The sequence below is a fragment of the Streptomyces siamensis genome (genome assembly GCF_039543605.1).
GTDB lineage: Bacteria > Actinomycetota > Actinomycetes > Streptomycetales > Streptomycetaceae > Streptomyces > Streptomyces siamensis.
In genome coordinates, this window is the sequence record NZ_BAABKB010000002.1 from 339,596 (window position 1) to 365,994 (window position 26,399).

At 73.0% G+C, this 26,399-nt stretch carries 21 protein-coding genes; 10 read left to right on the top strand and 11 right to left on the bottom strand.

What is annotated here, in order from left to right; genetic code table 11:
• Positions 1–14: 14 nt before the first annotated feature.
• Together mmsA and ABEB03_RS04275 are read left to right on the top strand one after the other, a co-directional pair.
• A complete protein-coding gene (mmsA, locus tag ABEB03_RS04270) occupies positions 15–1,517 on the top strand; it encodes a CoA-acylating methylmalonate-semialdehyde dehydrogenase (protein WP_345641340.1) in 1,503 nt (500 codons plus the stop codon).
• 435 nt (positions 1,518–1,952) lie between these two features.
• Positions 1,953–3,362: an APC family permease gene (locus ABEB03_RS04275; RefSeq protein ID WP_345641343.1), complete on the top strand. Its 1,410-nt coding sequence runs from the start codon at positions 1,953–1,955 to the stop codon at positions 3,360–3,362.
• On the opposite strand, the gene ABEB03_RS04280 is transcribed toward ABEB03_RS04275, so the two are convergent.
• Positions 3,359–3,769, bottom strand: a complete 411-nt coding sequence (locus ABEB03_RS04280) for a GNAT family N-acetyltransferase (RefSeq protein ID WP_345641346.1) — start codon at positions 3,767–3,769, stop codon at positions 3,359–3,361. The two genes, ABEB03_RS04275 and ABEB03_RS04280, sit on opposite strands and share 4 nt — an antisense overlap.
• Positions 3,770–3,885: 116 nt before the next feature.
• Here ABEB03_RS04280 and ABEB03_RS04285 point away from each other — a divergent pair, with 116 nt between their 5' ends.
• The 4 genes from ABEB03_RS04285 to ABEB03_RS04300 all read left to right on the top strand — a co-directional run bounded on the left by ABEB03_RS04285 (position 3,886) and on the right by ABEB03_RS04300 (position 11,262).
• Complete coding sequence (locus tag ABEB03_RS04285) at positions 3,886–6,570, top strand: alpha/beta fold hydrolase (protein ID WP_345641349.1); 2,685 nt, start codon at positions 3,886–3,888, stop codon at positions 6,568–6,570.
• The gene (locus ABEB03_RS04290; RefSeq protein ID WP_095934435.1) at positions 6,567–7,430 is read left to right on the top strand and encodes an ABC transporter permease; all 864 of its coding nucleotides are present in this window, start codon (positions 6,567–6,569) and stop codon (positions 7,428–7,430) included. Before ABEB03_RS04285 ends, ABEB03_RS04290 begins: the two co-directional genes overlap by 4 nt.
• 151 nt (positions 7,431–7,581) lie before the next feature.
• Positions 7,582–9,162: a vWA domain-containing protein gene (locus tag ABEB03_RS04295; protein ID WP_345641355.1), complete on the top strand. Its 1,581-nt coding sequence runs from the start codon at positions 7,582–7,584 to the stop codon at positions 9,160–9,162.
• Between the two features lie 180 nt (positions 9,163–9,342).
• Positions 9,343–11,262: an AMP-dependent synthetase/ligase gene (locus tag ABEB03_RS04300; protein WP_345641358.1), complete on the top strand. Its 1,920-nt coding sequence runs from the start codon at positions 9,343–9,345 to the stop codon at positions 11,260–11,262.
• A gap of 96 nt (positions 11,263–11,358) precedes the next feature.
• Here ABEB03_RS04300 and ABEB03_RS04305 read toward each other — a convergent pair whose 3' ends face one another.
• Both ABEB03_RS04305 and ABEB03_RS04310 read right to left on the bottom strand, forming a co-directional pair.
• On the bottom strand, positions 11,359–11,769 hold the full coding sequence (locus ABEB03_RS04305) for a rodlin (protein WP_345641361.1): 411 nt from the start codon (positions 11,767–11,769) through the stop codon (positions 11,359–11,361).
• A gap of 203 nt (positions 11,770–11,972) precedes the next feature.
• Positions 11,973–12,386, bottom strand: coding sequence for a rodlin (locus ABEB03_RS04310; RefSeq protein ID WP_345641364.1), 414 nt, complete (start codon positions 12,384–12,386; stop codon positions 11,973–11,975).
• Positions 12,387–12,635: 249 nt separating this feature from the next.
• Between ABEB03_RS04310 and ABEB03_RS04315 the strand changes: the two genes are divergently transcribed.
• The 4 genes from ABEB03_RS04315 (at position 12,636) to ABEB03_RS04330 (ending at position 16,300) form a co-directional block, all read left to right on the top strand.
• Positions 12,636–13,052: a rodlin gene (locus tag ABEB03_RS04315; protein WP_345641367.1), complete on the top strand. Its 417-nt coding sequence runs from the start codon at positions 12,636–12,638 to the stop codon at positions 13,050–13,052.
• A 280-nt stretch (positions 13,053–13,332) separates the two neighbouring features.
• The gene (locus ABEB03_RS04320; RefSeq protein WP_345641370.1) at positions 13,333–13,593 is read left to right on the top strand and encodes a chaplin; all 261 of its coding nucleotides are present in this window, start codon (positions 13,333–13,335) and stop codon (positions 13,591–13,593) included.
• 131 nt (positions 13,594–13,724) lie between these two features.
• Positions 13,725–14,600: a chaplin gene (locus ABEB03_RS04325; protein WP_345641372.1), complete on the top strand. Its 876-nt coding sequence runs from the start codon at positions 13,725–13,727 to the stop codon at positions 14,598–14,600.
• Positions 14,601–14,911: 311 nt separating this feature from the next.
• On the top strand, positions 14,912–16,300 hold the full coding sequence (locus ABEB03_RS04330) for a glycoside hydrolase family 26 protein (protein ID WP_345641375.1): 1,389 nt from the start codon (positions 14,912–14,914) through the stop codon (positions 16,298–16,300).
• Positions 16,301–16,322: 22 nt separating this feature from the next.
• Here ABEB03_RS04330 and ABEB03_RS04335 read toward each other — a convergent pair whose 3' ends face one another.
• The 8 genes from ABEB03_RS04335 to ABEB03_RS04370 all read right to left on the bottom strand — a co-directional run bounded on the left by ABEB03_RS04335 (position 16,323) and on the right by ABEB03_RS04370 (position 26,142).
• The gene (locus ABEB03_RS04335; RefSeq protein WP_345641378.1) at positions 16,323–17,450 is read right to left on the bottom strand and encodes a GNAT family N-acetyltransferase; all 1,128 of its coding nucleotides are present in this window, start codon (positions 17,448–17,450) and stop codon (positions 16,323–16,325) included.
• Positions 17,447–18,100, bottom strand: coding sequence for a YveK family protein (locus ABEB03_RS04340; RefSeq protein ID WP_345641381.1), 654 nt, complete (start codon positions 18,098–18,100; stop codon positions 17,447–17,449). Before ABEB03_RS04340 ends, ABEB03_RS04335 begins: the two co-directional genes overlap by 4 nt.
• 17 nt (positions 18,101–18,117) lie before the next feature.
• Positions 18,118–19,230: a glycosyltransferase gene (locus ABEB03_RS04345; RefSeq protein ID WP_345641384.1), complete on the bottom strand. Its 1,113-nt coding sequence runs from the start codon at positions 19,228–19,230 to the stop codon at positions 18,118–18,120.
• A complete protein-coding gene (locus ABEB03_RS04350; protein WP_345641387.1) occupies positions 19,227–19,991 on the bottom strand; it encodes a polysaccharide deacetylase family protein in 765 nt (254 codons plus the stop codon). The genes ABEB03_RS04345 and ABEB03_RS04350 overlap by 4 nt, the downstream gene beginning before the upstream one ends.
• Positions 19,975–21,669 carry a murein biosynthesis integral membrane protein MurJ gene (gene murJ, locus ABEB03_RS04355; RefSeq protein ID WP_425589198.1) on the bottom strand — a complete coding sequence of 565 codons (1,695 nt, stop codon included), beginning with the start codon at positions 21,667–21,669 and terminating at the stop codon, positions 19,975–19,977. The genes ABEB03_RS04350 and murJ overlap by 17 nt, the downstream gene beginning before the upstream one ends.
• A 428-nt stretch (positions 21,670–22,097) precedes the next feature.
• Complete coding sequence (locus ABEB03_RS04360) at positions 22,098–23,498, bottom strand: O-antigen ligase family protein (RefSeq protein WP_425589179.1); 1,401 nt, start codon at positions 23,496–23,498, stop codon at positions 22,098–22,100.
• A gap of 5 nt (positions 23,499–23,503) precedes the next feature.
• Complete coding sequence (locus ABEB03_RS04365) at positions 23,504–24,940, bottom strand: exopolysaccharide biosynthesis polyprenyl glycosylphosphotransferase (protein ID WP_345641390.1); 1,437 nt, start codon at positions 24,938–24,940, stop codon at positions 23,504–23,506.
• Positions 24,937–26,142 (bottom strand): glycosyltransferase, encoded by a 1,206-nt coding sequence (locus ABEB03_RS04370; protein WP_345641393.1) that lies wholly within the window; start codon positions 26,140–26,142, stop codon positions 24,937–24,939. Before ABEB03_RS04370 ends, ABEB03_RS04365 begins: the two co-directional genes overlap by 4 nt.
• Between the last annotated feature and the right edge of the window lie 257 nt (positions 26,143–26,399).

Consider the following 26,399-nt stretch of genomic DNA (forward strand, 5'->3'; position numbering starts at 1 on the left):
AGGAGTTTTTGGCCATGACGAAGACCGTCAACCACTGGATCGGTGGCAAGACCGTCGAAGGTGCGTCGGGTACGTACGGGCCGGTGACCGACCCGGCGACCGGCGCCGTGACCACGCAGGTCGCCTTCGCGACCGTCGACGAGGTGGACGCCGCGGTCGCCGCCGCGAAGGACGCGTACGCGACCTGGGGCCAGTCCTCGCTGGCCAGGCGGACCACGATCCTGTTCAAGTTCCGCGCGCTGCTCGACGCCCACCGCGACGAGATCGCCGAGCTGATCACCGCCGAGCACGGCAAGGTGCACTCGGACGCGCTCGGCGAGGTCGCCCGCGGCCTGGAGATCGTGGACCTGGCCTGCGGGATCACCGTGCAGCTGAAGGGCGAGCTGTCGACCGAGGTGGCCTCCCGGGTCGACGTGTCGTCGATCCGCCAGCCGCTCGGCGTCGTCGCGGGCATCACGCCGTTCAACTTCCCGGCCATGGTGCCGATGTGGATGTTCCCGATCGCCATCGCGTGCGGCAACACCTTCGTGCTCAAGCCGTCCGAGAAGGACCCGTCGGCGTCGATGAAGGTCGCCGAGCTGCTGGCCGAGGCCGGTCTGCCGGACGGCGTCTTCAACGTGGTGCACGGCGACAAGGTGGCCGTCGACCGCCTCCTGGAGCACCCGGACGTCGCCGCCGTCTCCTTCGTGGGCTCGACCCCGATCGCCCGCTACATCCACACCACGGCCTCGGCGAACGGCAAGCGCGTCCAGGCCCTGGGCGGTGCCAAGAACCACATGCTGGTCCTCCCGGACGCGGACCTGGACGCCGCGGCGGACGCCGCCGTGTCGGCCGCCTACGGCTCGGCCGGTGAGCGTTGCATGGCCATCTCGGCCGTGGTGGCCGTCGGCTCGGTCGGCGACGAGCTGGTCGCGAAGATCCGCGAGCGCGCCGAGAAGATCAAGATCGGTCCCGGCAACGACCCGACCTCCGAGATGGGCCCGCTGATCACGGCCGCGCACCGCGACAAGGTCGCGTCGTACGTGGCCGGCGCGGCGGCCCAGGGTTCCGAGGTCGTCCTGGACGGCACCGGCTACACCGTCGAGGGCTACGAGGACGGCCACTGGATCGGCCTCTCGCTGCTCGACAAGGTGCCCACGTCGGCGGACGCGTACAAGGACGAGATCTTCGGCCCCGTCCTGTGCGTGCTGCGCGTCGACACCTACGAGGAGGGTGTCGCCCTCATCAACGCCTCGCCGTTCGGCAACGGCACCGCGATCTTCACCCGGGACGGCGGCGCCGCCCGCCGCTTCCAGCTGGAGATCGAGGCGGGCATGGTCGGCGTGAACGTGCCGATCCCGGTGCCCGTGGGCTACCACTCCTTCGGTGGCTGGAAGGACTCCCTCTTCGGGGACCACCACATCTACGGCAACGACGGCACGCACTTCTACACCCGCGGCAAGGTCGTCACCACCCGCTGGCCGGACCCGTCCGAGGCGCCGGCCGGCGTCGACCTGGGCTTCCCGCGCAACCACTGACACAGCCCCTCGGTGCCCCGGAACCGCGAGCCGGTCCCGGGGCACCGGTGCGTCCGGGGAGCGGATCCCTACCGCTCGGTAGCCGTGCCGGCCCCCGAGAAATTCAGGTGAATTTGAACGGGCGAGCTGCGGTTCCCGTGTGCGGGTGATGAAACGGGTGGCGCAGGCGTTTCGCTCCCCATGCCTTCGAAAGCAAGGTCAGATTCTGCTGAGTCTTGGTGATTGCCATATAGGGGCGCACAAGCCTGGGAAAGCGATGTGACATGGGTCGCTCCGCTAGTGCGGATTCCGAAGGTAAACGACCATTGACGCAACGGTTTCCGTCAAGGTTCCATCAACGTCGGGAGCGGACGAAAAGACGTACGACGCGAGCCGCCGGAGGCGATATCGCTCCCGCCCGAATCACCTGACGCACGAGTCGATCGGAACCGCTTCATGACCGACACGCTCCGCCCTGTCGAGACCGCAGTCCTGGACGCCGCCTCCCCGGCGCCGGACAGCCCTCGAAAGCTCAAGCGCTCCATCGGCGTCGTCGGCGGCACCCTGCTGACGCTCTCCTGCGTGACGCCCGCCTCCACGCTCTTCGTGGTCGTTCCCGACCTGTTCGGCTCGCTCGGCACCGCCACCGCCCTCACGATCGCCATCGGCTCCCTGCTCTGCATAGCGGTGGCGTTCTGCTATTCGGAGCTGGGCACCCTCATCCCCAGCGCCGGCGGCGAGTACGCGATGGTCTCGACGATGGCCGGACGCCTCGCGGGCTGGCTGGTCTTCGTGCTCTCCCTGCTGGTCGTCATGATCGTGCCGCCGGTGATCGCGATGGGCACCGCCGACTACCTCGCGCCGATCGTGCACCTCGACCCCGCCATGACCGGTGCCGGCGTCATGCTCCTCGCCACCCTCGCGGGCCTGCTCGACCTGCGGGCCAACGCCTGGATCACCGGCATCTTCCTGGTCCTCGAAGTCATCGCGGCGGCCGTCGTGGCGGTCCTCGGCTTCGCCCACAGCGAGCGCGGCCCGGGCAGTCTGGTCTCGATGCAGGTCGCGGGCTCCGGAGGCCACACGGACACCGTCACGGCCATGCTGGTCGTGTCCGGACTCGCCATCGCCCTCTTCGTCACCCAGGGCTTCTCCACCGCCGTCTACCTCTCCGAGGAGCTGGAGAACCCGCGCCGCAACGTCGCCCGCACGGTCCTGGCCACCCTCGCCATCTCCACCGTGATCATCCTGGTCCCGGTCGTCGCCATCACCATGGGCGCCTCGGACCTCTCCGCCCTCACCGGCGGCGACATCAGCAGCATGGTCACCGCGTGGTCGAACTCCGCCGTCGGCACCTTCGTCAGCCTGTGCGTCGCCCTCGCGATCATCAACGCGGGCATCGTCATGGTCATCCAGAACTCGCGGGTCCTGTTCGCCTCCGCCCGTGACAAGGCCTGGCCCGAGCCCGTCAACAAGGGCCTGTCGCGCCTCGGCCGCTTCGGCTCCCCCTGGGTCGCCACGCTCCTCGTGGGCGTCCCCGGAGCGCTCCTGTGCTTCGTCAACCTGGACACGCTGTACGGCGTCACCGGCGTCTCCGTGACGGCCATGTACCTCCTCGTCGCCGTCGCCGCGCTGCTCGCCCGCCGCGGCCAGCACCGCCACACGCAGGCCTGGCGGATGCCGCTGTGGCCCGCGATGCCCGTCGTGCTCATCGCGGTCCTCGCCTACGTCCTCAGCCAGCAGGAGACCTCCTACCTGCTGTGGACCGGCGGCATCACGGCCGTCGCCACCCTGTACTGGGCCTTCTACCTGCGGCCCCGACGCGAGACCCGCTGGCTGGTGTCGATCCCGGAGGACGCGCAGGCCTAGGCGAAGTCCCAGGTCACCACCGTGCACGACCCGTCGTCCTTGCCACCCGCGCTGCGGTAGGTGGCAAGGGCGACGTCGTTCCCGGTGTCGACGCCGACCCACATGCCGTAGCAGCCGCGCTCCCGGGCCGGCGCGGCGAGCGCCCGCACCAGCGCGCTCCCGGTGCCGCGCCGCCGGAACGGTCCGGCGACCGCCGGCTCGTACAGGAACATCTCGGTGCCCTTGTCGGGGTGGACCGTCTCCACACCGCTGACGAACCCGACGGGCCCGCCGTCCTCGTACGCCAGGAACAGGTGGTGGCCCTGGGTCCCCAGGAAACGCCGGGCCCGTTCGGGGCGCAGGGGGTGGTCGAAGAGGTACTCGACGGCGGTCACTTCCCCGACCGTGATGGCGCGGCGCATCTCCATGGGCCGTTCGTACCACGGACGCGGTACGCCGGTACCCGCCCGTACTCCTGTGGGAGGGGCCGGGGTTCAGCCCGGTGGCTGCATCCGTCGCCGGTCCCCGCCCGTACCGTTGGAGCATGGATCTTCGACTGCCCCGACCGCGCGGGCCGCGCCGGGGCCCGCTCTCCGGCCGGACGTGGCCGGGCACCCGGGGGAGGTTCGCCGCCGCGGCCGCCGCCCTCGTCGTGCTCGCCGGCGCCGGCACCTGGACGGCCGTCGCCTCGGACGACGCGCCGCCCGTGCACCGCGCCGACCGCGTCATGGCGATGAGCGGCGGCGTGCGCGTCGACACCTCGTACTTCACCGCGGGCCCGTCCTCGCACCGCCGCCCCGCCGTGCTCCTCGCACACGGCTTCGGCGGCAGCAAGGCCGACGTCCGGGACGAGGCGGAGCAGCTCGCCCGTGACGGATACGCGGTGCTGACCTGGTCGGCACGCGGCTTCGGCCGCTCCACCGGCACGATCGGACTGAACGACCCGGACGCCGAGGTCGCCGACGTGTCCCGGCTGATCGACTGGCTCGCGCGGCGGCCCGAGGTCCGGCTCGACGCGGACGGCGACCCGCGCGTCGGCGTCACCGGCGCCTCGTACGGCGGCGCCGTGTCGCTGCTCGCCGCCGCGTACGACCGGCGGGTCGACGCGATCGCCCCGTCCGTCACGTACTGGAACCTGGCCGACGCCCTCTTCCCGAACGGCGTGTTCAAGAAGCTCTGGGCCGGTGTGTTCGTCAACACCGGTGGCGGCTGCGACCGCTTCCAGCCCCGGCTGTGCGCCATGTACGACCGCGTCGCCGAGTCCGGCAAGCCCGACGAGGCGGCCACCCGGATGCTCCAGGAGCGCAGCCCCTCCGCCGTCGGCGACCGCATCAAGGTGCCCACGCTCGTTGTCCAGGGCCAGTCCGACTCGCTGTTCCCGCTCGGCCAGGCCGACGCGACGGCCCGCGCGATCCGGGCCAACGGAGCACCCGTGGACGTCGACTGGATCTCCGGCGGCCACGACGGCGGCGACATGGAGACCGGCCGCGTCGAGTCCCGGGTCGCCGCCTGGTTCGACCGCTACCTGAAGGACGACAAGGGCGCCGACACCGGCCCCGCCTTCCGCGTCACCCGCACCGGCGGCATCGACTCCACCGACGGCGCCGCACAGCTGCGCGGGGCGAGCGCGGACACCTATCCCGGCCTGACCGACGGGCGGCGCACCGTCCCGCTGAGCGGCCGCGAGCAGAGCTTCGACAACCCCGCCGGCGGCGGCCCGCCCGCCATCTCGGCGCTGCCGGGCCTCGGCGGCTCGGGCGGCCTCGCCCAGCTGTCCTCCCTGGGCGTCGGGGTCTCGCTCGACTTCCCCGGCCAGTACGCGCACTTCGATTCCCCGGTGCTCCGCGACGACCTGCGGATCACGGGCACCCCCACGGCGACGGTGCACGTCACGTCGAGCGCCGACGAGGCGGTCCTGTTCGCGAAGGTCTACGACGTCGGGCCGGGCGGCCGGCAGCAGGTGCTGCCCTCCCAGCTCGTCACACCGCTGCGCGTCGAGGGCGCCAGGACCGGCAAGGACGTCACGGTCACCCTGCCCGCCGTCGACCACGAAGTGCAGAAGGGCCACCGGCTGCGCCTCGTCCTCGCCTCGACCGACCTCGGCTACGCCTCACCGTCCGCCCCGGCCACGTACACCGTGTCGCTGAAGGGCGACCTCACGGTCCCCACGGCGCCCGGCGTGAAGACCGCCGCCGCGCCGCTGCCCTCCTGGGTGTGGTGGCTGCCGCTCGCCGGAGCGCTGGCCGCGCTCGCCCTGCTGCTCACCGCCCGCCGCCGCACGGCACCGGCCGGACCCGACCCGGACCTCGCCGAAGTCCCGCTCCAGATCACCGGTCTGAGCAAGCGGTACGCCGGGTCAGCCGACCGGTACGCGGTACGGGACCTGTCGTTCCGCGTGGAGAAGGGCCAGGTCCTCGGCCTGCTCGGACCGAACGGCGCGGGCAAGACGACAACCCTGCGCATGCTCATGGGCCTCATCGGGCCGGACGACGGCGAGATCCGCGTCTTCGGGCACGCGATCCGGCCGGGCGCGCCGGTTCTCTCCCGGGTCGGGGCATTCGTCGAGGGCGCGGGCTTCCTCCCGCACCTGTCCGGCCGCGAGAATCTGGAACTGTACTGGCGGGCGACGGGCCGCCCGCCCGAGGACGCCCACCTGGAGGAGGCCCTGGAGATCGCGGGCCTCGGCGACGCGCTGGCCCGCGCCGTCCGCACCTACTCCCAGGGCATGCGCCAGCGCCTCGCCATCGCCCAGGCGATGCTCGGCCTGCCCGACCTCCTCATCCTCGACGAACCGACCAACGGACTGGACCCGCCGCAGATCCGCGAGATGCGCGAGGTCATGATCCGTTACGCCGCCGCGGGCCGCACGGTCATCGTCTCCAGCCACCTCCTCGCCGAGGTCGAGCAGTCCTGCACGCACCTCGTGGTCATGGACCGCGGCCGGCTGGTCCAGGCGGGCCGGGTGAGCGAGATCGTCGGCTCCGGCGACACCCTCCTCGTCGGCACCGGTTCGCCCGTGGACGAGCCCGTCGTCGAGAAGGTCGGCGCGCTGCCCGGCGTGGCATCGGCCGTCGCCACCGAAGGCGGACTGCTGGTCCGGCTCGCCCCCGGGGGCAGCGCCGAGCGCCTGGTCGTCGAACTCGTACGGCTCGAAGTGCCCGTGGCGTCGATGGGCCCGCACCGCCGTCTGGAAGACGCGTTCCTCACCCTGATCGGAGGCTCCGCATGAGCACGCTCGTCGAGCGCGGCGAGACGGCCGACGGGTACCGCGCCCGGCGCACCCTGCCGCTGCGCGTCGAACTGATCCGGCAGCTGAAGCGGCGCCGCACCCTCGTGATGGGGGCGATCCTCGCGGCGCTGCCCTTCGTCCTGGTCGTGGCGTTCGCGATCGGCGGCGACCCGGGCTCGCGCAACGGCCAGGTCACCCTCATGGACACGGCCACCGCGTCCGGCGCCAACTTCGCCGCGGTGAACCTGTTCGTGTCCGCGGGCTTCCTCCTGGTGATCCCGGTCGCCCTGTTCTGCGGGGACACGATCGCCTCCGAGGCGAGCTGGTCGTCGCTGCGCTATCTGCTGGCCGCGCCCGTGCCCCGGGCCCGGCTGCTGTGGTCGAAACTCGTCGTCGCCCTCGGCCTCAGCCTCGCCGCGATGATCCTGCTGCCGGTCGTCGCGATCGCGGTGGGCACCGCCGCCTACGGCTGGGGGCCGCTGGAGATCCCCACCGGCGGCGCGCTCCCCGCGGGCACCGCGACCCAGCGGCTCCTCGTGGTGATCGCGTACGTCTTCGTGTCCCAACTCGTCACCGCGGGCCTCGCGTTCTGGCTGTCCACGAAGACGGACGCCCCGCTCGGCGCGGTCGGCGGCGCGGTCGGCCTGACGATCGTGGGGAACGTCCTGGACGCCGTCACCGCCCTCGGCCACTGGCGCGACTTCCTGCCCGCGCACTGGCAGTTCGCGTGGGCCGACGCCGTCCAGCCGACCCCGGAGTGGAGCGGCATGATCCAGGGCACGGCGATTTCCATAACGTACGCGCTCGTGCTGTTCGCGCTGGCCTTCCGCGGTTTCCGGCGCAAGGACATCGTGTCCTAGGTCTCCGGAGGATCACCCACCGGTCTCGAAGGCCCCCCGTCGTGGCCGCTTCGAGATCCATCCGCAACACCCCGGAGCGCACGTCCAGGCCCCCTCGGCCGTCACAGTCACAGACGTCGGCCCACACACGGCCGCTCACCGAGGGGGCAGCATGGGGACGCACCTGACACGAATACGCGCACGGGCCGCCGGAGGCCGCCGGCTGCGCGGCACGCTGCTCGCGCTGACGGCCGCGGGCGCCGTCCTGCTGACGGGATGCAGCGCGAGCGACGGCAGCAATTCGGCGGACCGCGCCGACAAGTCCGGCGGGCGCACCCTCCCGCTGCCCGCCCCCGCCGGGCCCACAGGCGACGCCCAGGGCGCGCGGGAGGGCGAACAGACCGGGGCGCCCGACCGGGAGATCGCGCCGTCCCCCGACTACCTCTCCACCTTCGCCCTGGACGTCGACACCGCCTCCTACGGCTACGCCCGCCGCACCCTCGCGGGCGGCAGGGTCCCGGACCCCTCCACCGTCCGGCCCGAGGAATTCGTCAACAGCTTCCGCCAGAACTACCGGCGCCCCGACGGCAACGGCTTCACCGTCACCGTCGACGGCGCCCGCACCGACGACGAGCGCTGGTCACTCGTCCGCGTCGGCCTCGCCACCCGCGCCGCCGAGGACGAGCGGGAACGGCCGCCCGCCGCCCTCACCTTCGTCATCGACATCTCCGGCTCCATGGCCGAGCCCGGCCGTCTGGACCTGGCCAAGGACTCCCTCGACGTGATGACGGACCGGCTGCGCGACGACGACTCCGTCGCCCTGGTCACCTTCAGCGACAAGGCCGAGACCGTCCTGCCGATGACCCGCCTCGGCGACCGCCGGGGTCGCGTCCACGACGCGATCGGCAGCCTGGAGCCGACGGACTCGACCAACCTCGGCGCCGGCGTGGACAGGGGCTACGAGACGGCGGTCGAGGGACTGCGCGACGGCGCCACCAACCGGGTCGTGCTCATCTCCGACGCTCTCGCCAACACCGGCGACACGGACGCCGACAGCATCCTGGAACGCATCTCCGACGCCCGTCGCGAGCACGGCATCACCCTGTTCGGCGTCGGGGTCGGCAGCGACTACGGCGACGCCCTCATGGAGCGCCTCGCCGACAGGGGCGACGGGCACACGGTGTACGTCTCGGACCGCGACGAAGCCCGTACCGTCTTCTGCGACCAGCTCCCGCGGAACATCGACCTGACGGCCCGCGACGCCAAGGCGCAGGTCGCCTTCGACCCGCAGACGGTCGAGCAGTTCCGGCTCATCGGCTACGACAACCGCGCGGTGGCCGACGAGGACTTCCGCGACGACCGGGTCGACGGCGGCGAGGTCGGCCCCGGGCACACGGTCACCGCGCTCTACGTCGTCCGCACCCGCCCCGGCGCCTCGGGCCACCTCGCCACCGCGAGCGTCCGCTGGCTGGACCCCGACACCCGCGCCCCGCACGAGGAGTCAGGCCTGCTGGAGGCCGGTTCCCTCGACGGCGACCTGTGGACGGCCGACCGCTCCCTCCAGGTCGCCGCCGTGGCCGCCTATTTCGCCGACGGTCTGCGTGCGGGCGACGCCCGGTTCGACGCCCTGCCCGGCGCGCTTCCGCTCGGCGCACTCGCCACCCGCGCCGACCGGCTCGCCGACGACTCCGAGGACCCGGCGGTACGCGGGCTGGCGACCGCGGTCGAGCAGGCGAACCGGCTGAAGGACTGAGCCGAGGGGCCTGGAGGGCCGACCGGGGGCCCCGGAGGGCCGGACAGCGGGCGTCCGCCGCCGTCCGGCCGGTCCGGCCCGGTTCATCGACCCTGCACAACCCATTGAATTTCTGTTACGCCTGAGTAAGTTGACTGCGGAGTAAGTACCCCGAGCAAGTCCCCCCGACCGGGAGCCGTCATGGGCGTACGCAAGGATCTGAAACGGGCGAAGCGGCGCGCCGACCTGGCGGACCGCAGCAGGGTGGAGCTGGTCCGGGACGAGGACGGCACGGTCCGCGAGGCGCGTGCCGCACGCCTCGCCCCGGCCCCCGCCACCGGCAGCACCGCCGACCTGCCCTTCACCAACGCGGCCGAGGACCCCGACGCGGTCGTCCTGCGCCGCGCGGAGAAGGGCGTGTGGCGGCCGGTGACCGCGGCTGCCTTCGCCCGCGAGGTCACCGATGCCGCCAAGGGCCTGATCGCGGCGGGCCTGGAGCCGGGCGGCCGCGTCGCGGTGATGTCCCGCACCCGCTACGAGTGGACGGTCCTCGACTTCGCCGTCTGGGCGGCCGGCGGACAGACCGTCCCCGTCTACCCGACCTCGTCGGCCGAGCAGGTGGAGTGGATCGTCAGGGACTCGGGCGCACGGTTCGTCGTCGTCGAGACCGACGAGAAGGCGGACACCGTGGCCACCGGCACGGCACGGCACCCCGAACCCCCGCGCGTGTGGCGGCTGGACGCGGACGCGATCGGCGAACTCACCGCCCTGGGGCGGGACATCGCCGACGAGGAGGTGGCCAAGCGACGCGCCGCGCTGACCCCGGACACCGTCGCGACCGTCTGCTACACCTCCGGGACCACCGGACAGCCCAAGGGCTGCGTCCTCACCCACGCCAACCTGCACGCCGAGGCCGCCAACACGGTCGAGCTGCTGCACCCCGTCTTCAAGGAGGTCACCGGCCAGACGGCCTCGACCCTCCTCTTCCTGCCGCTCGCCCACATCCTGGGCCGCACCCTCCAGATCGCCTGCCTCATGGCGCGCATCGAACTGGGCCACTGCCCGAGCATCAAGCCGGACGAACTCCGGCCCGCGCTACGGCAGTTCCGCCCGACCTTCCTCGTCGGCGTCCCGTACCTCTTCGAGAAGATCCACGACACCGGGCGGGCCACGGCCGAGAAGATCGGCCGGGGAGCCTCCTTCGACCGCGCCGACCGTATCGGCGTCCGTTTCGGCGAGGCCTACCTGAACAAGTTCCTGGGCGTGGGCAAGGGCCCCGGCCCCGGACTGTACGCAGCCTGGGCGCTGTACGACCTGCTCGTCTACCGCCGTATCCGCAAGGAACTGGGCGGCCGGGCCCGCTACGCCATCAGCGGCGGCTCCCCGCTCGACCGCAATCTCAACCTGTTCTTCTACGCGGCCGGAATCATCGTCTACGAGGGGTACGGCCTCACCGAGACGTCCGCGGCCGCCACCATCGTCCCGCCCCTCGAACCCCGCCCCGGGACGGTCGGCCTGCCGGTGCCGGGCACCGCCGTGCGCATCGCCGACGACGGGGAGGTCCTCATCAAGGGCGGCATCGTCTTCGGCTCCTACTGGAACGATCCGGCCGCCACCGACGCCGTCCTCACCGACGACTGGTTCGCCACCGGCGACCTCGGTGCCCTGGACGAGGACGGCTACCTCACCATCACCGGCCGCAAGAAGGACATCCTCGTCACCTCCGGCGGCAAGAACGTCTCGCCCGCCGTCCTGGAGGACCGGCTGCGCAGCCGGTCGCCCGTCGGCCAGTGCGTCGTCGTCGGCGACAACCGCCCGTACGTCGCGGCCCTGATCACCCTCGACGCCGAATCCGTCGCCCACTGGCTCGCCGTGCGCAAACTGCCCTCGGACACCCCGCTGTCCGACGTCGTCGCGGACCCCCGGATGCGCGCCGACGTCCAGAAGGCCGTGGACTACGCCAACGCGGCGGTCTCCCGGGCCGAGTCGATCCGCCGCTTCGCCCTGGTGGCGGGCGAGTTCACCGAGGACAACGGTCTGCTCACCCCGTCGCTGAAGGTGAAGCGGCACGCGGTCACCACCGCGTACGCGGCGGACATCGAGGAGCTCTACCGGAGCTGAGCGGCCCCCGTGGCGGCACGGGGGAGCGGCCGGACCCCGCACACGGGAACAGCGGGCCGCCCCGAAGGGCGGCCCGCTGTCCGCGGTACCGGGAGGTCAGCTGCCGGTGGCGCCGTTGCCCGACAGGACCGGGATGTTGTCCAGGATGTGCGAGAGCGGCTCGTCGCCCTTGGCCTGGGTGGAGTTCTCGGCACACTGCTGGGTCTGCGGGGCCGACAGGACCGGGACGTCCTGGACGGCGGTGATCGGAATCGCGCCGACGACGGAACCGACGTTGACCTTGGCGGGCAGGCCCACGCAGGGCTTGTTCAGCGTGCCCTGCACCGCCGAGAGCTGGGGGCTCAGGTCGCCGTTCGTGGCCTGGTTGCCGAAGGCCTGCGTGGAGTCGGTGCCGTTCTCCGTGGTGACGCCGTTGTCGTTGCCGATCGCCAGCGCCTGCGGCGCGGCGGCAGCCGAGACGCCGGCGAGAGAAGCGGCAATGGCCGCGGTCGCCCACAGCTTCTTCATGTTCGTTGCCCTTTCGGATGGCGGACTCCGGTGCGGAGCCGCGTAATGATCAACGCTGGTGCGGGCCGTCGGGTGCTGCGTGTGCCCCGAACGGCCCAAGGGGGCCGAGGGATCCGAGTGCCGGTGCCGCTGTCGTCGTGGAGCCGACAGCGGCAGCGGGCCGCCGGGACACCCGGCGGCCCGCTGTGCGCGGTGCCGGAAGGTCAGCTGCCGCTGGCGCCGTTGCCCGACAGGACCGGGATGTTGTCCAGGATGTGCGAGAGCGGCTCGTCGCCCTTGGCCTGGGTGGAGTTCTCGGTGCACTGCTGGGTCTGCGGGGCCGACAGGACCGGGACGTCCTGGACGGCGGTGATCGGGATGAGACCGACGACCGAGCCGACGTTGCCCTTGACGGGCAGGCCGATGCAGGGCTTGTTCAGCGAGCCCTGGACGAGAGCCATCTGCGGGCTCATGTTGCCGGAGGTGGCCTGGTTGCCGTAGATCTGCGCGGCGTCGGTGCCCTGGGTGGTGGTGACACCGTCGTCGTTCCCGATCGCCAGCGCCTGCGGCGCGGCGGCAGCCGTGGCTCCGACGACGGAAGCGGCGACCGCCGCGGCGGCCATAACCTTCTTGATCACTTGCTGATCCCTTCTGGAGTAACCCCGTACACCGGAGCGCTCTGGACAACTGGAACCGGTCCACATGGTTGCTCCGGTTCACCCCAATGGCCCATACGGGTGGCGTCTTCGCCGAGTCCTCGGGCCAGAGGTTCCGTGAATTCCGCAACCCTGAACGCACCATCCGGGTGACGGGACGAAACCAATCGCGTCGGCGTCGGTTGATGTGGAAGCAGGAATACCTGTCTCTGCCAGGAAAGGACCGGAGTAATGCTCAAGAAGGCAATGGCCGCGGCGGCGGTCGCGGCTTCCGTCGTCGGTGTCTCGGCGACGGCCGCCCCGCAGGCGCTGGCGATCGGGAACGACGACGGCGTCACCACGACCCAGGGGACCGGTGCCGAGCAGGCCTACGGCAACCAGGCCACCGCCGGCAACATGAGCCCCCAGCTCTCCCTCGCCCAGGGCGACCTGAACAAGCTGTGCGTGGGCCTTCCCGCCAAGGCCAACGTGGGTTCGGTCGTGGGTGTCCTGGTGCCCGTCACCGCCGTCCAGGACGTGCCGGTGCTGTCGGCCGCGCAGACCCAGCAGTGCGCCGAGAACTCCACCCAGGCCAAGGGTGACGAGCCGCTCTCGCACATCCTGGACAACATCCCGGTGGCTTCCGGCAGCGGCGCCACCAACAGCTGACGGCTGTTCACGGGAGGCTCGGGCCGAGTTCCGCGTCATGCGGCCGGCCCGAGCCTTTCCGTGTTTTCCCGCCGTGGGCGACGAGATATGGGGAGCGGCCGGGAGAAGCGTTTCTTCCGATGTGAATTTTTCGTGCGCATTCGGTGCGGGCGATTCGAGTGAATTAACAAGCCGACCGGGTTTCGCAGTTTCTTCGCCCCGCTGTCGCTCGTTTGCAGCCCGTAGGTCATGGTGCGAGCCGTTCATGCTGTGCTCGCTCGGTTTCGGCCGTCAAACGGGCATGACCGCAGAGAAGGGAAAGTGCGTGAAGCTCAAGAAGAGCGCTGCAGTCGTCGCCGGCACGATCGCGGCCCTGGGCATGGCCGTCCCCGCCTTCGCCGACTCCGGTGCCCAGGGCGGCGCCGCCGAGTCCCCCGGTGTCCTGTCGGGCAACGTGGTCCAGGTCCCCGTGGACGTGCCCGTCAACCTGTGCGGCGACACGGTCGACGTCATCGGGCTGCTGAACCCGGCGCTGGGCAACGGCTGCGCCAACAACGACTGACGCGGCGACGGATCAGCCGCATCGGCTGAGCCGCGGCCGGCCTCGGACTGCCTCTTCGCGTCCGGGGTCGGCCTTCCTCACTTCTACCAGCAGGAAGATCAACGAGATTGCGACAGACTCTGAGTAGGGGAATGGTCGTGGCCGCGGCCGCGACGAGCATCGTGTCCCTGTACGGGAACCCGGCTTTCGCCGACGCGGGCGCGGAAGGGGTCGCCGCGGACTCGCCCGGCATCGCCTCCGGCAACAACGTCCAGGTTCCGCTGAACGTACCGGTGAACGCCTGCGGCAACACCGTCGACGTGGTCGCGCTGCTCAACCCGGCCTTCGGCAACTCCTGTGCCAACGGTCCGGGTTCGCGCGGAACGAGCGGGACGTCGAGTGTGCCCGGTGTGTCGCACCAGCCCGTGCAGCACGACGACTCCGGTTACGGGTACGACGACTCCGGTTACGGGTACGACGACACCGGTTACGGGTACGACGACACCGGTTACGGGTACGACGACTCCGAGCACACCGTGACGCCCGGCCCGTACGGGGGCTCCTCGGCGCACGGGGAGGCCACCGGTTCGCCCGGCGTCCTGTCGGGCGGCCTGTTCCAGGTGCCGGTGGACGTGCCGGTGAACGCCTGTGGCAACACCGTGGACGTGGTCTCCGCGCTCAACCCGGCCTTCGGGAACGAGTGCGGCTACGGGGACACGCCTCCGTCGACGCCTCCGCCGACGACCACGCCGCCGACGACGCCTCCGCCGACGACGCCTCCGCCGTCGACGCCTCCGCCGACGACCACGCCGCCGTCGACGCCTCCGCCGACGACGCCTCCGCCGGCGTCCACCCCCCCGGCGTCCACCCCGCCGCCCCCGGTCGAGGAGCAGACGCCTCCTCCTCCCGGCGGAACGCTGCCGCACACGGGCAGTGAGGGCACCCTCGCGGCGTCGGCCGCCAGCGCCGCCCTGCTGGCGGGCGGAATCCTCCTGTACCGGCGAGGCCGAGCCGCCTCCCGCCGGTAGCACCCCGCTGCGGGTGCCGGACGACGCAGGAACGCGTCCGGCGCCCGAGCGGGTACCCCGCGCGGCGGCCACTCGGAGCAACGGTCCCGCCGTGTCCGCGGCGGGCGGGCCGAGCCCGGTCGCTCGACGCGTCCAGGGAACCCGGCGTGATCGTGACGGAGAAGAGAGGGGGCGGCTCCCGGCCACGGTCATCCGTGCGAGTGATCATCACCGATGAAGACCGATGCCATGTCAGGCAAAAGGGGTATTTGTATGACTGTATGTCAGTAGTCGAAACGCATGATGCGGTTCCGAGCGCGCCGGGAGCGGACATGGCCCCACAGCAACTGCGGCCCCGAAGCGGGCGGTCGGCGTTCGTCGCGGCCGGCGTCGTAGCAGCGGTCGTCCTAGCGGCGGGTCCGGGACACGCCGCCGGAACCGGAGCGGGCCAGGTCACCGATCCGGCAGTCCCGCCGCCCGCCCCGACGCCGTCGGCACCGGCGATCCCCGCCACGCCCAGCGCTCCCGCCGCACCGACCACCCCCGCGACGCAGCCGGGGACGGCGACACCGTCCGCCGAGCCGCCGCCGTCCACCGAGGGCCGCAACGCCTTCGGGGCCTACCTCGACTACGGCCCCCCGGGCATCGCCCGCATCGCGAAGTTCGGCAAGTGGCTGGGCGGCGCCGACGTGCGGGTCGGACACACGTATCTGCCGGGTGACCGCTGGAGCAATATCGAGGGCGCGCCCGACTTCCTCGACGACTGGGCCCGATGGCGGCGCGAACGGGACGACCGGCTGTTCGTCCTCAACGTGCCGATGCTGGAGCGCAACGAGGAGAACATCTCCGACGCCGGAGTCCGGCTGCGGCTGCGGCAGGGAGCGGCCGGGTTGTTCGACGGTCACTTCCGGGCCCTTGCCGAACGTCTCGTCGAGCTGAAGGTGCCGGACACCGTCATCGTGCTCGGCTGGGAGATGAACGGCATCACGTACACCCACCGGTGCGGTCCCGACCCAGCGGCCTGGAAGAAGTACTGGAAGCGCATCGTCACCACCATGCGCGCCGTGCCGGGGCAGAAGTTCCGGTTCGAGTTCACCCCCAACCGCGGCCGCGACGCCATTCCCTGGACCCAGTGCTACCCGGGGGACGACACCGTCGACATCATCGGCATGGACGCGTACGACCAGCCGAACGGGCTGCCCTTCGAGGAGCAGGTGACGGAGCCGTACGGCCTCCAGCGGCACGTGGACTTCGCGAAGGCCCACGGAAAGCCCGTCGCCTACCCGGAGTGGGGGCTCTACCGCAACGGCGACGACGTGTCGTACATGAAGGGCATGCTCGCGTGGTTCGACGAGCACAAGCCGGTGTACAACACGATCACGGACTACTGCCCGCACGGCGTCTGGCAGTGCGGAGAGAACCCGGAGGCGGCCGCGGTCTACCGTGCGGCGCTCCTCGGACGCACCGACCCGACTCCCACGCCCACTCCCACACCTACGCCGACCCCCACTCCGACGCCGACCCCCACGCCGACGCCGACGCCGACTCCCACGCCTACGCCTACGCCGGAGCCGACTCCGACACCCACGCCGACACCCACGCCGGAGCCGACGCCGGTGCACCCGCCGGGCTGCACCCCCGTCGACCTGGGGGAGTGGGTCGAGTACTGGATGGGCGGCAAGCTGTGCCTGCGCTTCGACTGGTGGTCGCGCAGCCGGTGAGACGAGGAAGGCGGCGGGCCGTTCACGGCCTGCCGCCCTCCTGCTCCTGCCGGCCCCGCATCAGCTCTCTGCCCCGATTGCGCGCGGCGACGTCGCAGACCACCGCCGACATCAGCGGCGCGGTGCGGTGCCGGGCGAGCAGCAGACGCTGATTGACGACGGTCTCCGGGCGCCAGTGGTGCTTGTACGGTTCGTCGCCACGCAGCAGGCTCAGCGTTCCGCGCCCGCTCCCCTCGGTGTGCCGGGTGCAGGCGCTGAGCAGCATCACGGCCACGTCCGCCTTGCGTTCGCGCAGCCGGGGATGCGCGCCGTACAGATAGCCGCCCACGAGGCACCGGGACAGCAGGGTGAGGTCCACGGCCACCACCGAGTCGTCGAGCCGGAACTCGGTGACCACCGCGTCCCCGGAGCGCACCATCGGGACCACCGACCGGACCAGATGCTCGCAGAACCGCTCCTGGACGTGCTCGGCTGTCATCGACCGGCCCTCCCACTGGAGCCGGTGCAGTTCGAGGAGCCGGTGCAGCGCCGCGCCCACCCCGTCGGGGCCCACGACGTGCTGCTCCACACCCAGCGCGGTCAGCTTGCGCAGCTTGGCGCGGACGCGCTGGGCCTTCGAGGAGGCCAGTCGGCCCGCCAGTTCGTCCATCGAGGTGGCGGGCAGCTCCAGGCACACGGAGTCCCGCACCCGCCGGCGCGGCCCGCGCCAGCGTTCGTAGATCCGCTCCGCCGCACCGCCCGGGCGGACCTCGCGGAAGTCGATCAGGGCGCTGCGGGCGGCCTCGGACAGCCCCTCCGTGAGCGTGGCCGCCGCCCGGTCCGCGTACTCGTCGTCGAGCAGCACGTCCCCGTAGTCGGTGATCGACCCGCCGAGCGGTACGAGGGCGGGCAGCGGTCTGCGCTGCCGCATCAGGGGCGCGACGGCGCGGAGTTCGCCGCCGTCGCGGACCACCATCAGGCGCAGCCGTCCCGGCATGCCGTACGAGAGCCACCAGGAGTGCAGCCAGGCGTGGTTCTGGAACGGCGTGGCGGCCCCGCAGCGGCGGTACAGGCGCCCCCAAGCCGGTTCCAGTGCGGCGAACTCCCGCTCGTCGGTGACGAGTTCCGTCCTCGACGAGCCTCGTACCGCCGTCTGCAGGGTGCCGCTCACAGCTGTCCGTGCACTTCGACGGCGGGCGCCGGGCTCGGTACGGACGCCGGGCGGGCGGCCTCCGCGCCGCGCCGCGGGCGGACGAGCAGCAGAAGGCCGCCGAGCAGCCCGCCCGCGCTGGCGCCCACCAGCCCCGTCACCGTCGGCGACGGCGAGGAGGCCTGGGTGGGACGCACCGCGCGGGAGAACGAGACCAGTTCGACGTGGGTGCTGCTCCGGTTGTCGTTCGCGTGCCGGGTCAGCGAGCGGGCGACGGCGTTGGCCATGTCGGCCGCGACGTCCGGGCGCCCGGAGGTGGCCGACACGGACACCATCGGGGCGTCGGGCGAGGTCGCCGTCCGCACGTCCGACTGGAGCGTGCGCACCGGCACGCCCGCCCACACCTGGGCGTCCCCGAGCACCGCGAGCTGGGTGGCGACCCGGCCGTAGGCCTGGGCGAAGCCCAGCGCGGCCGCGGGGTCGCCCTTGTCGGTCGGCACGGCGATGACGTAGCTCGTGGCGGTGTACGTCGGGGGCTTCACCATCCCGTAGGCGCCGCCCAGCGCGCCGCCGAGCACCGTGCCGGCGGCGAGCAGCGACCAGGACGGCAGGGCCCTCGTGCGGGCGAGGGCCCTGCCCGTCGGACGATGGCCTCTGGTGTTTTCGGACATGAGGAACTCACTCCCAGTCAGGTGCACGAGACGGCGGCCGCGTACACGTCCATGAGCTGCGCGGCGCTGCGGGTGATGGAGTAGTGGTGTGCGGCGTCCGGCGCCGAGCGTGCGGAGGGGCCCCGCGCACGGAGCCGGGTCAGTTCGCCGACGAAGGAAGCCGTGTCGCCCCGGACCCGCACGGCCCCGCCCGCGGCGTCCGGCGGCAGGTCCTCGACGGCCGGGCAGGACACGTACAGCACGGGCAGTCCGGCTGCCAGCGCCTCCACGACGGCGAGGCCGAACGCCTCCTCCGCACTGGGAGAGGCGAGGACGTCCATGGCCGCCAGCAGCGACGGCAGATCGGCTCCGGGGCAGTCGCCGGTGGGGCGCTCACCGGTGAACAGCACCCGGTCCGCCACCCCGGCCCGCTGCGCCGCCCGTCGCAGCATGCTCTCCCCGGTGCCACCGCCCACCAGCAACAGCCAGTGGTCGTCAGGAAGTTCGGCGAGTGCGCGGATCAGTACGTCGAACCGCTTGCCCGCCGTGAGCCGGCCCACCCCGCCGACGACGTACGCGCCCTCCGGCAGGCCCAGCCGGCGACGGGTGAGGTCGCGCAGCTGCGGGTCGAACCGGAACCGGGCCACGTCGATGCCGTTCGGCACGATCTCGATGCGCGGCCCCGGCACGCCCCAGCGCCGCAGCCGGGCGGCGACGGTCGGGGAGACGGCGACGGTCGACCGGCCCAGCCGCTCGCTGGCCAGGTACAGCGCGCGTACGCCGGCACTGAGCCGGCGCCCCTCCATCTGCGAGTCGCCGAGCGAGTGCTCGGTCGCGACGACCGCCTTCACCCCGGCCAGTCGCGCGGCGAGCCGCCCGTACACGCAGGCCCGGTACAGGTGCGTGTGCACGAGGTCGTAGTCGCCGGCGCGGATCACCCGCACCAGGCGGGGCAGGGCGGTCAGGTCGCGGTTGCCGGACATGCCGAGGTGGATGACGCGCACACCGTCGTCGGCGAGGCCGTCCGCGACCGTACCCGGGTCGGTGAGCGTCACCACGTCGCAGTCGACCGGCAGATGGCCGAGCAGCAGGCGCAGTTGCTGCTCGGCCCCGCCGACACCGAGACCGGTGATGATGTGCAGGGCCTTCACCGGAGCCCCGCGACCGGGCGCCGGCGCAGGCGGTGCAGCCTGTACTTGAGCAGGAGGCGTACGGCGTTGTCGTTCTCGCCGATGTGGAGGCGGGGCAGGGCGTGCCGTCCGGTGAGCGGGCCGGGGTCGATCGCGCAGGCGTACCCGTATCCGGCCGCGCGGACCGCGTCGACCACCCGCCCGTCGACGGTCCCGTACGGGTAGCAGAAGCCGTCGACGGGGGCGCCGGTCAACTCCGAGAGCACCGCCCTGCTTTCGGCGACCTCCGCGTGCAGCAGGGCGTCGTCCGCCCGGGTCAGGTCGACATGGGTGAGCCCGTGCGAACCGACCTCGATGCCCTCGGACGCGGCGGCCAGCCGGATGCCCTGCTTGTCCAGGAGCGGTTTGCGGGGGCCCAGCGGGTCCCACGCGTTGTCGCCGCCGAGCCGGCCCGGCAGCACGAACAGGGTCGCGCCGCAGTCGTGGCGCCGCAGCAGTGGAAGCGCTGTCTCGACGAAGTCGGCGTACCCGTCGTCGAAGGTGAGGCCCACCAGGCCGTGCGCGGCGCCGCGCGCGTGGGCGGCCAGGAGGTCGGTCATGCTCACGCCGCGCAGACCGCGGCGGCGCAGCCAGCCCAGCTGCCGGTCGAGCCGGTGCGGCGAGACCGTGATGCGGTACGGGTCGTCCGAACAGTCGCCCACGGAGTGGTACATCGCGATCCAGGGCGGCGTTTCGGGGGAGTGCGTGCCGGTACGCCTGATGCTGTCAGCGGAAACGGACATGCGGGAGCCTCCGTGTGACGGAACGGAATGCGGGTGCGCAGGCCTGGACCTTGAGGGCCCAGGCCAGCAGGGCGAAGACGACGGTCACGACCGTGCCGCCGACCACGAGACCGAGCACGGGGGAGCGGGTGCCGCTCGCGGCGACCGCCCCCGCCACGGCGGCGACGGCCGCCGCCCGTACGGGTTTGCCGAGCTCCGACACCACGCGACGGGTCCGGATCGGCACACTGCGCGGCCCCATGCCGCACAGCAGGAGCACGGCGCTGACCGTGATGCCGAGGGCGTTGGCGGCCGCGATCCCGTGCACCCCCCAGACGCCGACGGTCAGCGCGCCGGCCCAGGACGTCACGACGAGCCCGACCGTCATCGCGATCAGCGGGTACCAGGTCGGCCGTCCCGCCGAGAAGAACGAACGGACCAGCGCGCCGACCAGGGTGTGGCCGAGCAGTCCCAGGGTGTACACGCGCATGACCGACGCGGTGGCCGCCGTGTCCCGTGCGGTGAACGCCCCGCGCTGGAAGAGCAGTTCGACGATCTGCGGAGCGCACGCGACGACCGCCGCGGCGCCGAGCAGCACCGTGCAGGAGACGAGCGCCAGGTCGCGTTCCACCCGTGCCCTGGCCTGCTCCGTGTCGCCCTCCGCCTGCGCCCGCGCGACCACCGGAAAGGTGACCGTGCAGAGCATCAGGGCGAGCACCATCGGCATCTGGGCCACTTTCTGGGCGTAGTTCAGATGCGAGATGGCGCCCGCGGGCAGTGAGGACGCGAGGAAACGCTCGATGAGGACCTGGCACTGCCGGCACAGGGCGAACAGCAGAACTGTCGTGATCAGCGTCAGGTCCACCGGCCGGGCCTGGGCGCCGGCGTCCGCGTCGACGGCCCGCGCCATGACGGCGAGGTCGTCGCCGGGCGCCTTCCCGGCCCTGAGCTGCCGCCACAGCGAGGGCAGTTGCGCCCCCACCATCAGGGCGCCGCCGAGCGCCACGCCGAGGGCCGCGGAGCGCACGCCCCAGTGGCCGCCGAGCACGAGCATCGTCGTGATGATCGCCGCGTTGTACGCCACGTAGATGGCCGCCGGCGCGACGAACCGCTGGTGTGCCCGCAGCACCGCGCTGCAGTACCCGGCGAGCCCGAAGCTCAGCACCCCGGTCGCCGTCAACCGTGTGCAGTCCACGGCCAGTCCGGGATCGGGCAGGCCGGGCGCCAGCGCCTCGACGAAATACGGCGCCCCGACGACCAGCACCCCGGACGCGGCCATGAAGGCCAGCGACAGCCGGGGCAGGGTGGCGCCGACCAGGGCGCGGACCGGGTCACCTGCCGTCCCCCGGGCGCGGCGCGCGACGGCCACGCTGAACGCCGGTACGAGCACGAAGGCCAGACCGTCCTCGATCAGCAGCGTCGCCGCGAACTCCGGCACCGTCCAGGCCACCAGGAACGCGTCCGTCTCCGAACCGGCCCCGAACAGGCGTGCAAGCGCCTGGTCCCGGCCGAGGCCCAGCAGCGCCCCGGCGATGGAGAGGGCGATCGTGACGAGCGCGGCCTTGGCGAGGAAACGTCCGGCGGCCGGTTCCTGCGGTTCGGCGGGGGCGGCAGGAACGGCTCTGCGGGCCGTGGGCAGCACTACGGGGGGCCGGGGGCGCGGGGGACTCACGGTGCGAGCCGGGACCGAGGAGCGCACCGAGCCGGCGCCGGCACGTCCGGCGCCTGCGCCGCCCGCCGCGTCACCGGCCTGCGCCGCGCCGGCCTGGTCGGCCTCCGCCGTGCCGACCTGGACTCTCTTTGTCGTGCCGGCCGCGCCGGCCCGGTCGACCTCAGCCGTGCCGGCCGCTCTGCCCCGGCGTGCCTCCGGCGCGCCCGGCGAGCCGACCTGGTTCGCCTCCGGCGCGCCCGGCGCTCCGCCCCGGTCTGCGTCCGCCGGCCTCGGGGCGCCGGCCGCCGAGCGGATCACGGTGCCCGCCGCCTCCGCCGGGTTCGGGGCGCCCGCCGGGTCCGCAGGGAGTTCGCCGTGCCGCCCGGTCCTACGCTCGCCGTCGGCAAAGGGGACGTTCTCGGGCGTGGAGCCGGGCTCCGGGTGTTCCTCCGTGCCCGTACCGGGCGGATCCACCGTCATCGTGCCGTCGCTCCTTCCGCCGGGGCGGGCGTCGCGGCGGACGCGTACACCGGAGCTGTCGTGGACGTGGGATCCAGCAGCGCCCACCACGCCGCCAGCCCGAGCACGAGGCCCGTCAGCACGGTCGAGGGCCCGCCGATGTCCGCGTACACGAAGTCGGTCAGCTGCCAGACGAGCAGCCCGCAGGCGACGAGCGCGCAGTCGAGGCCGGACGGGGTGCGTCGTACCCGGACGAGTCCGCGCAGTGCGCACACCAGGAGCGCGAGCCAGCTGCCCGCGAGGGCGAGCAGTCCGATCAGCCCCTGTTCGCCGAGCACCAGCAGATACATGTTGTGCGGGGAGAGCAGCGGCTGGCGGTGGTACGCCTCGCCGGCGCCGCCGACCTCGCTGCCGGAGGACAGGGCGAGGGAGGCGTGGCCGTCGCGGTGGCCGGGGAAGCCCTTCAGACCGACCCCGGTCAGCGGGTGCCGGCGCCACATGTCGACGGCGGCCGCCCACATCGTGTACCGGTCGACGACCGACTGGTCCGGCGCGTCGGCGACCTGGGTGATGCTGTTGATCCGTTCCTGGAGCATCGCGGTGCCGACACCGAGCCCGCCCACCAGGATCACCGCGGCGGCGGCCACGGCGGCGCCCGCCTTCACCGCGCGCCGCGCCCCGGCGAGCGCCAGCTGCGTTCCGCAGGTCACGGCGGTGGCGATCCACGCGCCCCGGCTGAACGAGAGCGCGAGCGGCAGCGACAACGCCACGGCGCACACCACGGCGACGGACCGCCCCCAGGACCTGGGCGCACCCTGCCCACCGGGTGCCGTGGACGGCCCGAGCGCCAGCGCCACCGCGCACACCAGTCCGAAGGAGACCACGGTCGCCATGCCCATCACGTCGGTGGGCCCGAAGGTGCCCACGGCGCGGATGTCCTCGCCCATGTACGTGGCCCCCGTCCCGGTGGCGTACTGGTGCACCCCGACCGCCCCCTGCCACAGGGCCAGGGCGATGAACGACCAGGCCAGCAGCCGGAAGTCGGCGCGGTCGCGCACCGACAGCAGGACGGCCGCCGGGACGAGCACGAAGATCTGCAGATAGCGGCCGAGCCCCGCGAGGCCCGCTCCCGGGCTCGCGGCATCGGCCGCGGCGACGGCGATGCCGATCACGGGCAGCCCGACGATCAGGGCGGCCGTGCCGGACAGGGGGCGCAGGCGGCCGCGCAGGAGCCGTACGGCGCACAACACCACGAGCAGGCCCGACATGGCGTCCGCGGGTGTGGCGCCGCCCTCCGTGCCGGGCGCGTGCTCCAGACCGAGCAGGGCGATCACCGCCATGGCGGGCAGGACGGGCAGCGCGCGCCGGACGGCGGACACGAACGTGTCCAGCGGCGTGAGGGGCAGGGCGTGGCTCAAGGGGCTCAGCTCCCCGTCGGGCGTACGAGCGAGGCGGCGGTGCGCAGCAGGATGCAGACGTCCTGCCACAGCGACCAGTTGTCGATGTAGGCGTTGTCGAAACGGCAGCGGTCCTCGATGGAGGTGTCGCCGCGCAGCCCGTGGATCTGGGCGAGCCCGGTCATGCCGGTCGGCATGCGGTGACGGGCCGCGTAGCCGGGGTAGGTCTGGCTGAACTTCGCGACGAAGTAGGGCCGTTCGGGCCGGGGGCCGACCAGGCTCATGTCGCCCCGGAAGACGTTCCACAGCTGGAGCAGCTCGTCGAGCGAGGTACGCCGGAGGAACTGGCAGAAGCGGCTCATCTCCTGTTCGTTTGCGACGCTCCAGCGGGTCGCGGCCTCGTGTGCGTCGGCCGGCCGGTGGGTGCGGAACTTCAGCAGCGTGAAGGGCCGCCCGTCCTTGCCGATGCGCTCCTGGCGGAAGACCACGCCGCGGCCCTCGCTCAGCCGCAGCGCCGCCGCGCACATCAGCAGCAGCGGGCTGACGAGCAGCAGCAGCGTCCCGGACACGGCGACGTCGAGGACCCGTTTGCCGACTCCGCCGCGTCGCCGCCCCACGGACAGCCTGCGGCAGGGGAACCCGGCGAGCGTGTGCCGGCTGCCCCTGTCGTACGCGGGCGAGTCCGCGTCGACCTCCCACAGGGCGCACCCCGCTTCGGCCAACGCCCGCAGCAGCGGCTCGCGTTCGCCGCGGGGCTCGACGACGAGCACGGCCCGTACGCCGTTCTGGATGAGCGCCCGCTGCACCTCCTCGCCGGTGGTGAGGACCGGCAGCCCCACGCCTTTCGCCGCGCGGTCGGAGACGACACCCACCGGCCGCAGACCGCAGCGCGGATGGCGCAGGAAGGCGGCGGCCACCCGCTGGGCGGTCGCGGCGGGCCCGATCACCAGGGCGGCGCCGGGGCGCAGGAGGAGCGTCCTGCGGCGTCGCCGGTGCACGGTGGCGCGGCTCGCACAGCTCGTCGCCGACTGGAGGGCGCAGCCCGCCGCCAGGGTGGGGGCGGACAGCGCGGCGGACGGGGCGAGCGCCGCGACGACGGCGGCGAGCGCGCACCACAGGACCGTGATCCGCACGCACAGGGCGGGCAGTTCGTCGAGGACGGCGGGTACCGGCTCGGGCCGGTACAGCGACGACCGTGCGTTGACGGCGACCATGCCGAGCAGCAGCGCGCCGAGGAGCAGCGGCCGGCGCTGGATCTGCGGGAGGGCGAGGCCCGTCAGCAGAGCCGCGGCGACGTCCGCGGTGAACAGCGGCAGCCACGCGGCCCGTCGGCCCGACGGCCGCCGCCCGGCAGGGAATCTGAAGCCGCCGTCCGCGCTGCGGGCGGGGATGACCGAGACGGCCGAGAATCCGTACTCCCGGGGCTGGGCGCCGGGGGAGGGAACGGTGCTTTCCGCAGTCACGTGTGGATGGACTCCCTGCACTCGGTGTGGTCCTCGCACGTGACGCGCCCGGCGTGCGGTGTCCGTCGGCCGTTCAGCAGGTCGCGGTACACCTCCGCGACCGCGTCGGTCATGTGGCGCACGTCGTGCGTGGTCAGTACGTGGTCGCGTCCCTCGCGGCCGAGCGAGTCGCGCAGGAGCGGGTCGCGCAGCAGGGCGCTGATCGCCTCGGCGAGCGGTCCGGGCGCCTGCGCCGGCACCAGACAGCGTGTGGCGAGCGCCGGCGGCAGACTCTCGCGGGCGCCGTCCACGTCCGTCACGAGGACGGGACGCCCGCAGGCCATGGCCTCCAGCGGAACGAGCGCCATGCCCTCCCAGCGGGACGGCAGGACCACCAGATCCGCGGCCGAGTACCAGGGCGCGGTGTCGTCGGCGGCCCCGGCGAAGAGCACGCCGTCGGGTGCCGCGGCCCGCAGCGGTGCCGCGTCCGGCCCGTCGCCCACCAGGACCAGCCGGGCGTCGGGCATCTCCCGCAGCACCGAACTCCAGGCCTCGAGCAGGACGTCCTGCCCCTTCTGCCGGCACAGCCGCCCCACGCACACCACCACAGGAGCCGCCGGATCCACCCCGGCCCCGGCGAGCAGCGGAAGCCCGGCCCGCGCGGAACGGGCGTCGGCCGGACGCAGGCGTGCCGTGTCGACGCCGTTGGGGATCACCTGCCACTGCGCGTGCACTCCGGCGCGCACGCCGGTCCTGCGCTCCGCCTCGCTCACGCACACCACGCGCGACGCCCAACGTGCCCCCCAGCGCTCCCAGACCACCGCCATCCGGGCGGCGGTCCCGCCGACGGCCTCGAACGACCAGGCGTGCGGCTGGAACACGGTGGGCACCCGCCCGCGCACGGCCAGCCGCACGGCCAGCCCCGCCTTGGCGCTGTGCGCGTGCACCAGGTCGGGCCGTGCCCGCGCGACGAGGCGACCGAGCCGGTGTACCTCCTGCGGCAACCGCGGTCCCGGCGCACGCGTCGCCCGCCAGTGCCGTACGTCGGCGCCGAGCGTCCGCAGCGAGCGGGCCAGGGGGCTGTCGTCCGGGCACGCGACCGTGACGTGTGCACCCGCGGCCAGTTGGGCCCGCGCCAGGTCCGTGACGACCCGGGGCACCCCGCCGTCGACGGGCTGGGTGACGTGAAGGACCCGCGACGGAGGGTCGGTTGACAGTTGCATGCGCGGTTCCTTGCTCACGGGCGGCGCGCAAAGGCGCGCGCGTCACTGCTTCGCGTCGACGGCGCCGAACTGTGCGCCGATCCAGGCCGCGTCCCGCTGCGAAACGATCCGGGGGGCCAACTGGTCACCCCTGCACCGGATCGCGGGGCCGGCCCGGCGCCCGGAGCGCCGCGCGGGCCGAGCGGTCCACCGGCGCGTGGCGCGGCGGAAGACCCGGGGAACGACGCATGACCGGCGATGCCCTTTCGGGGAGAAAA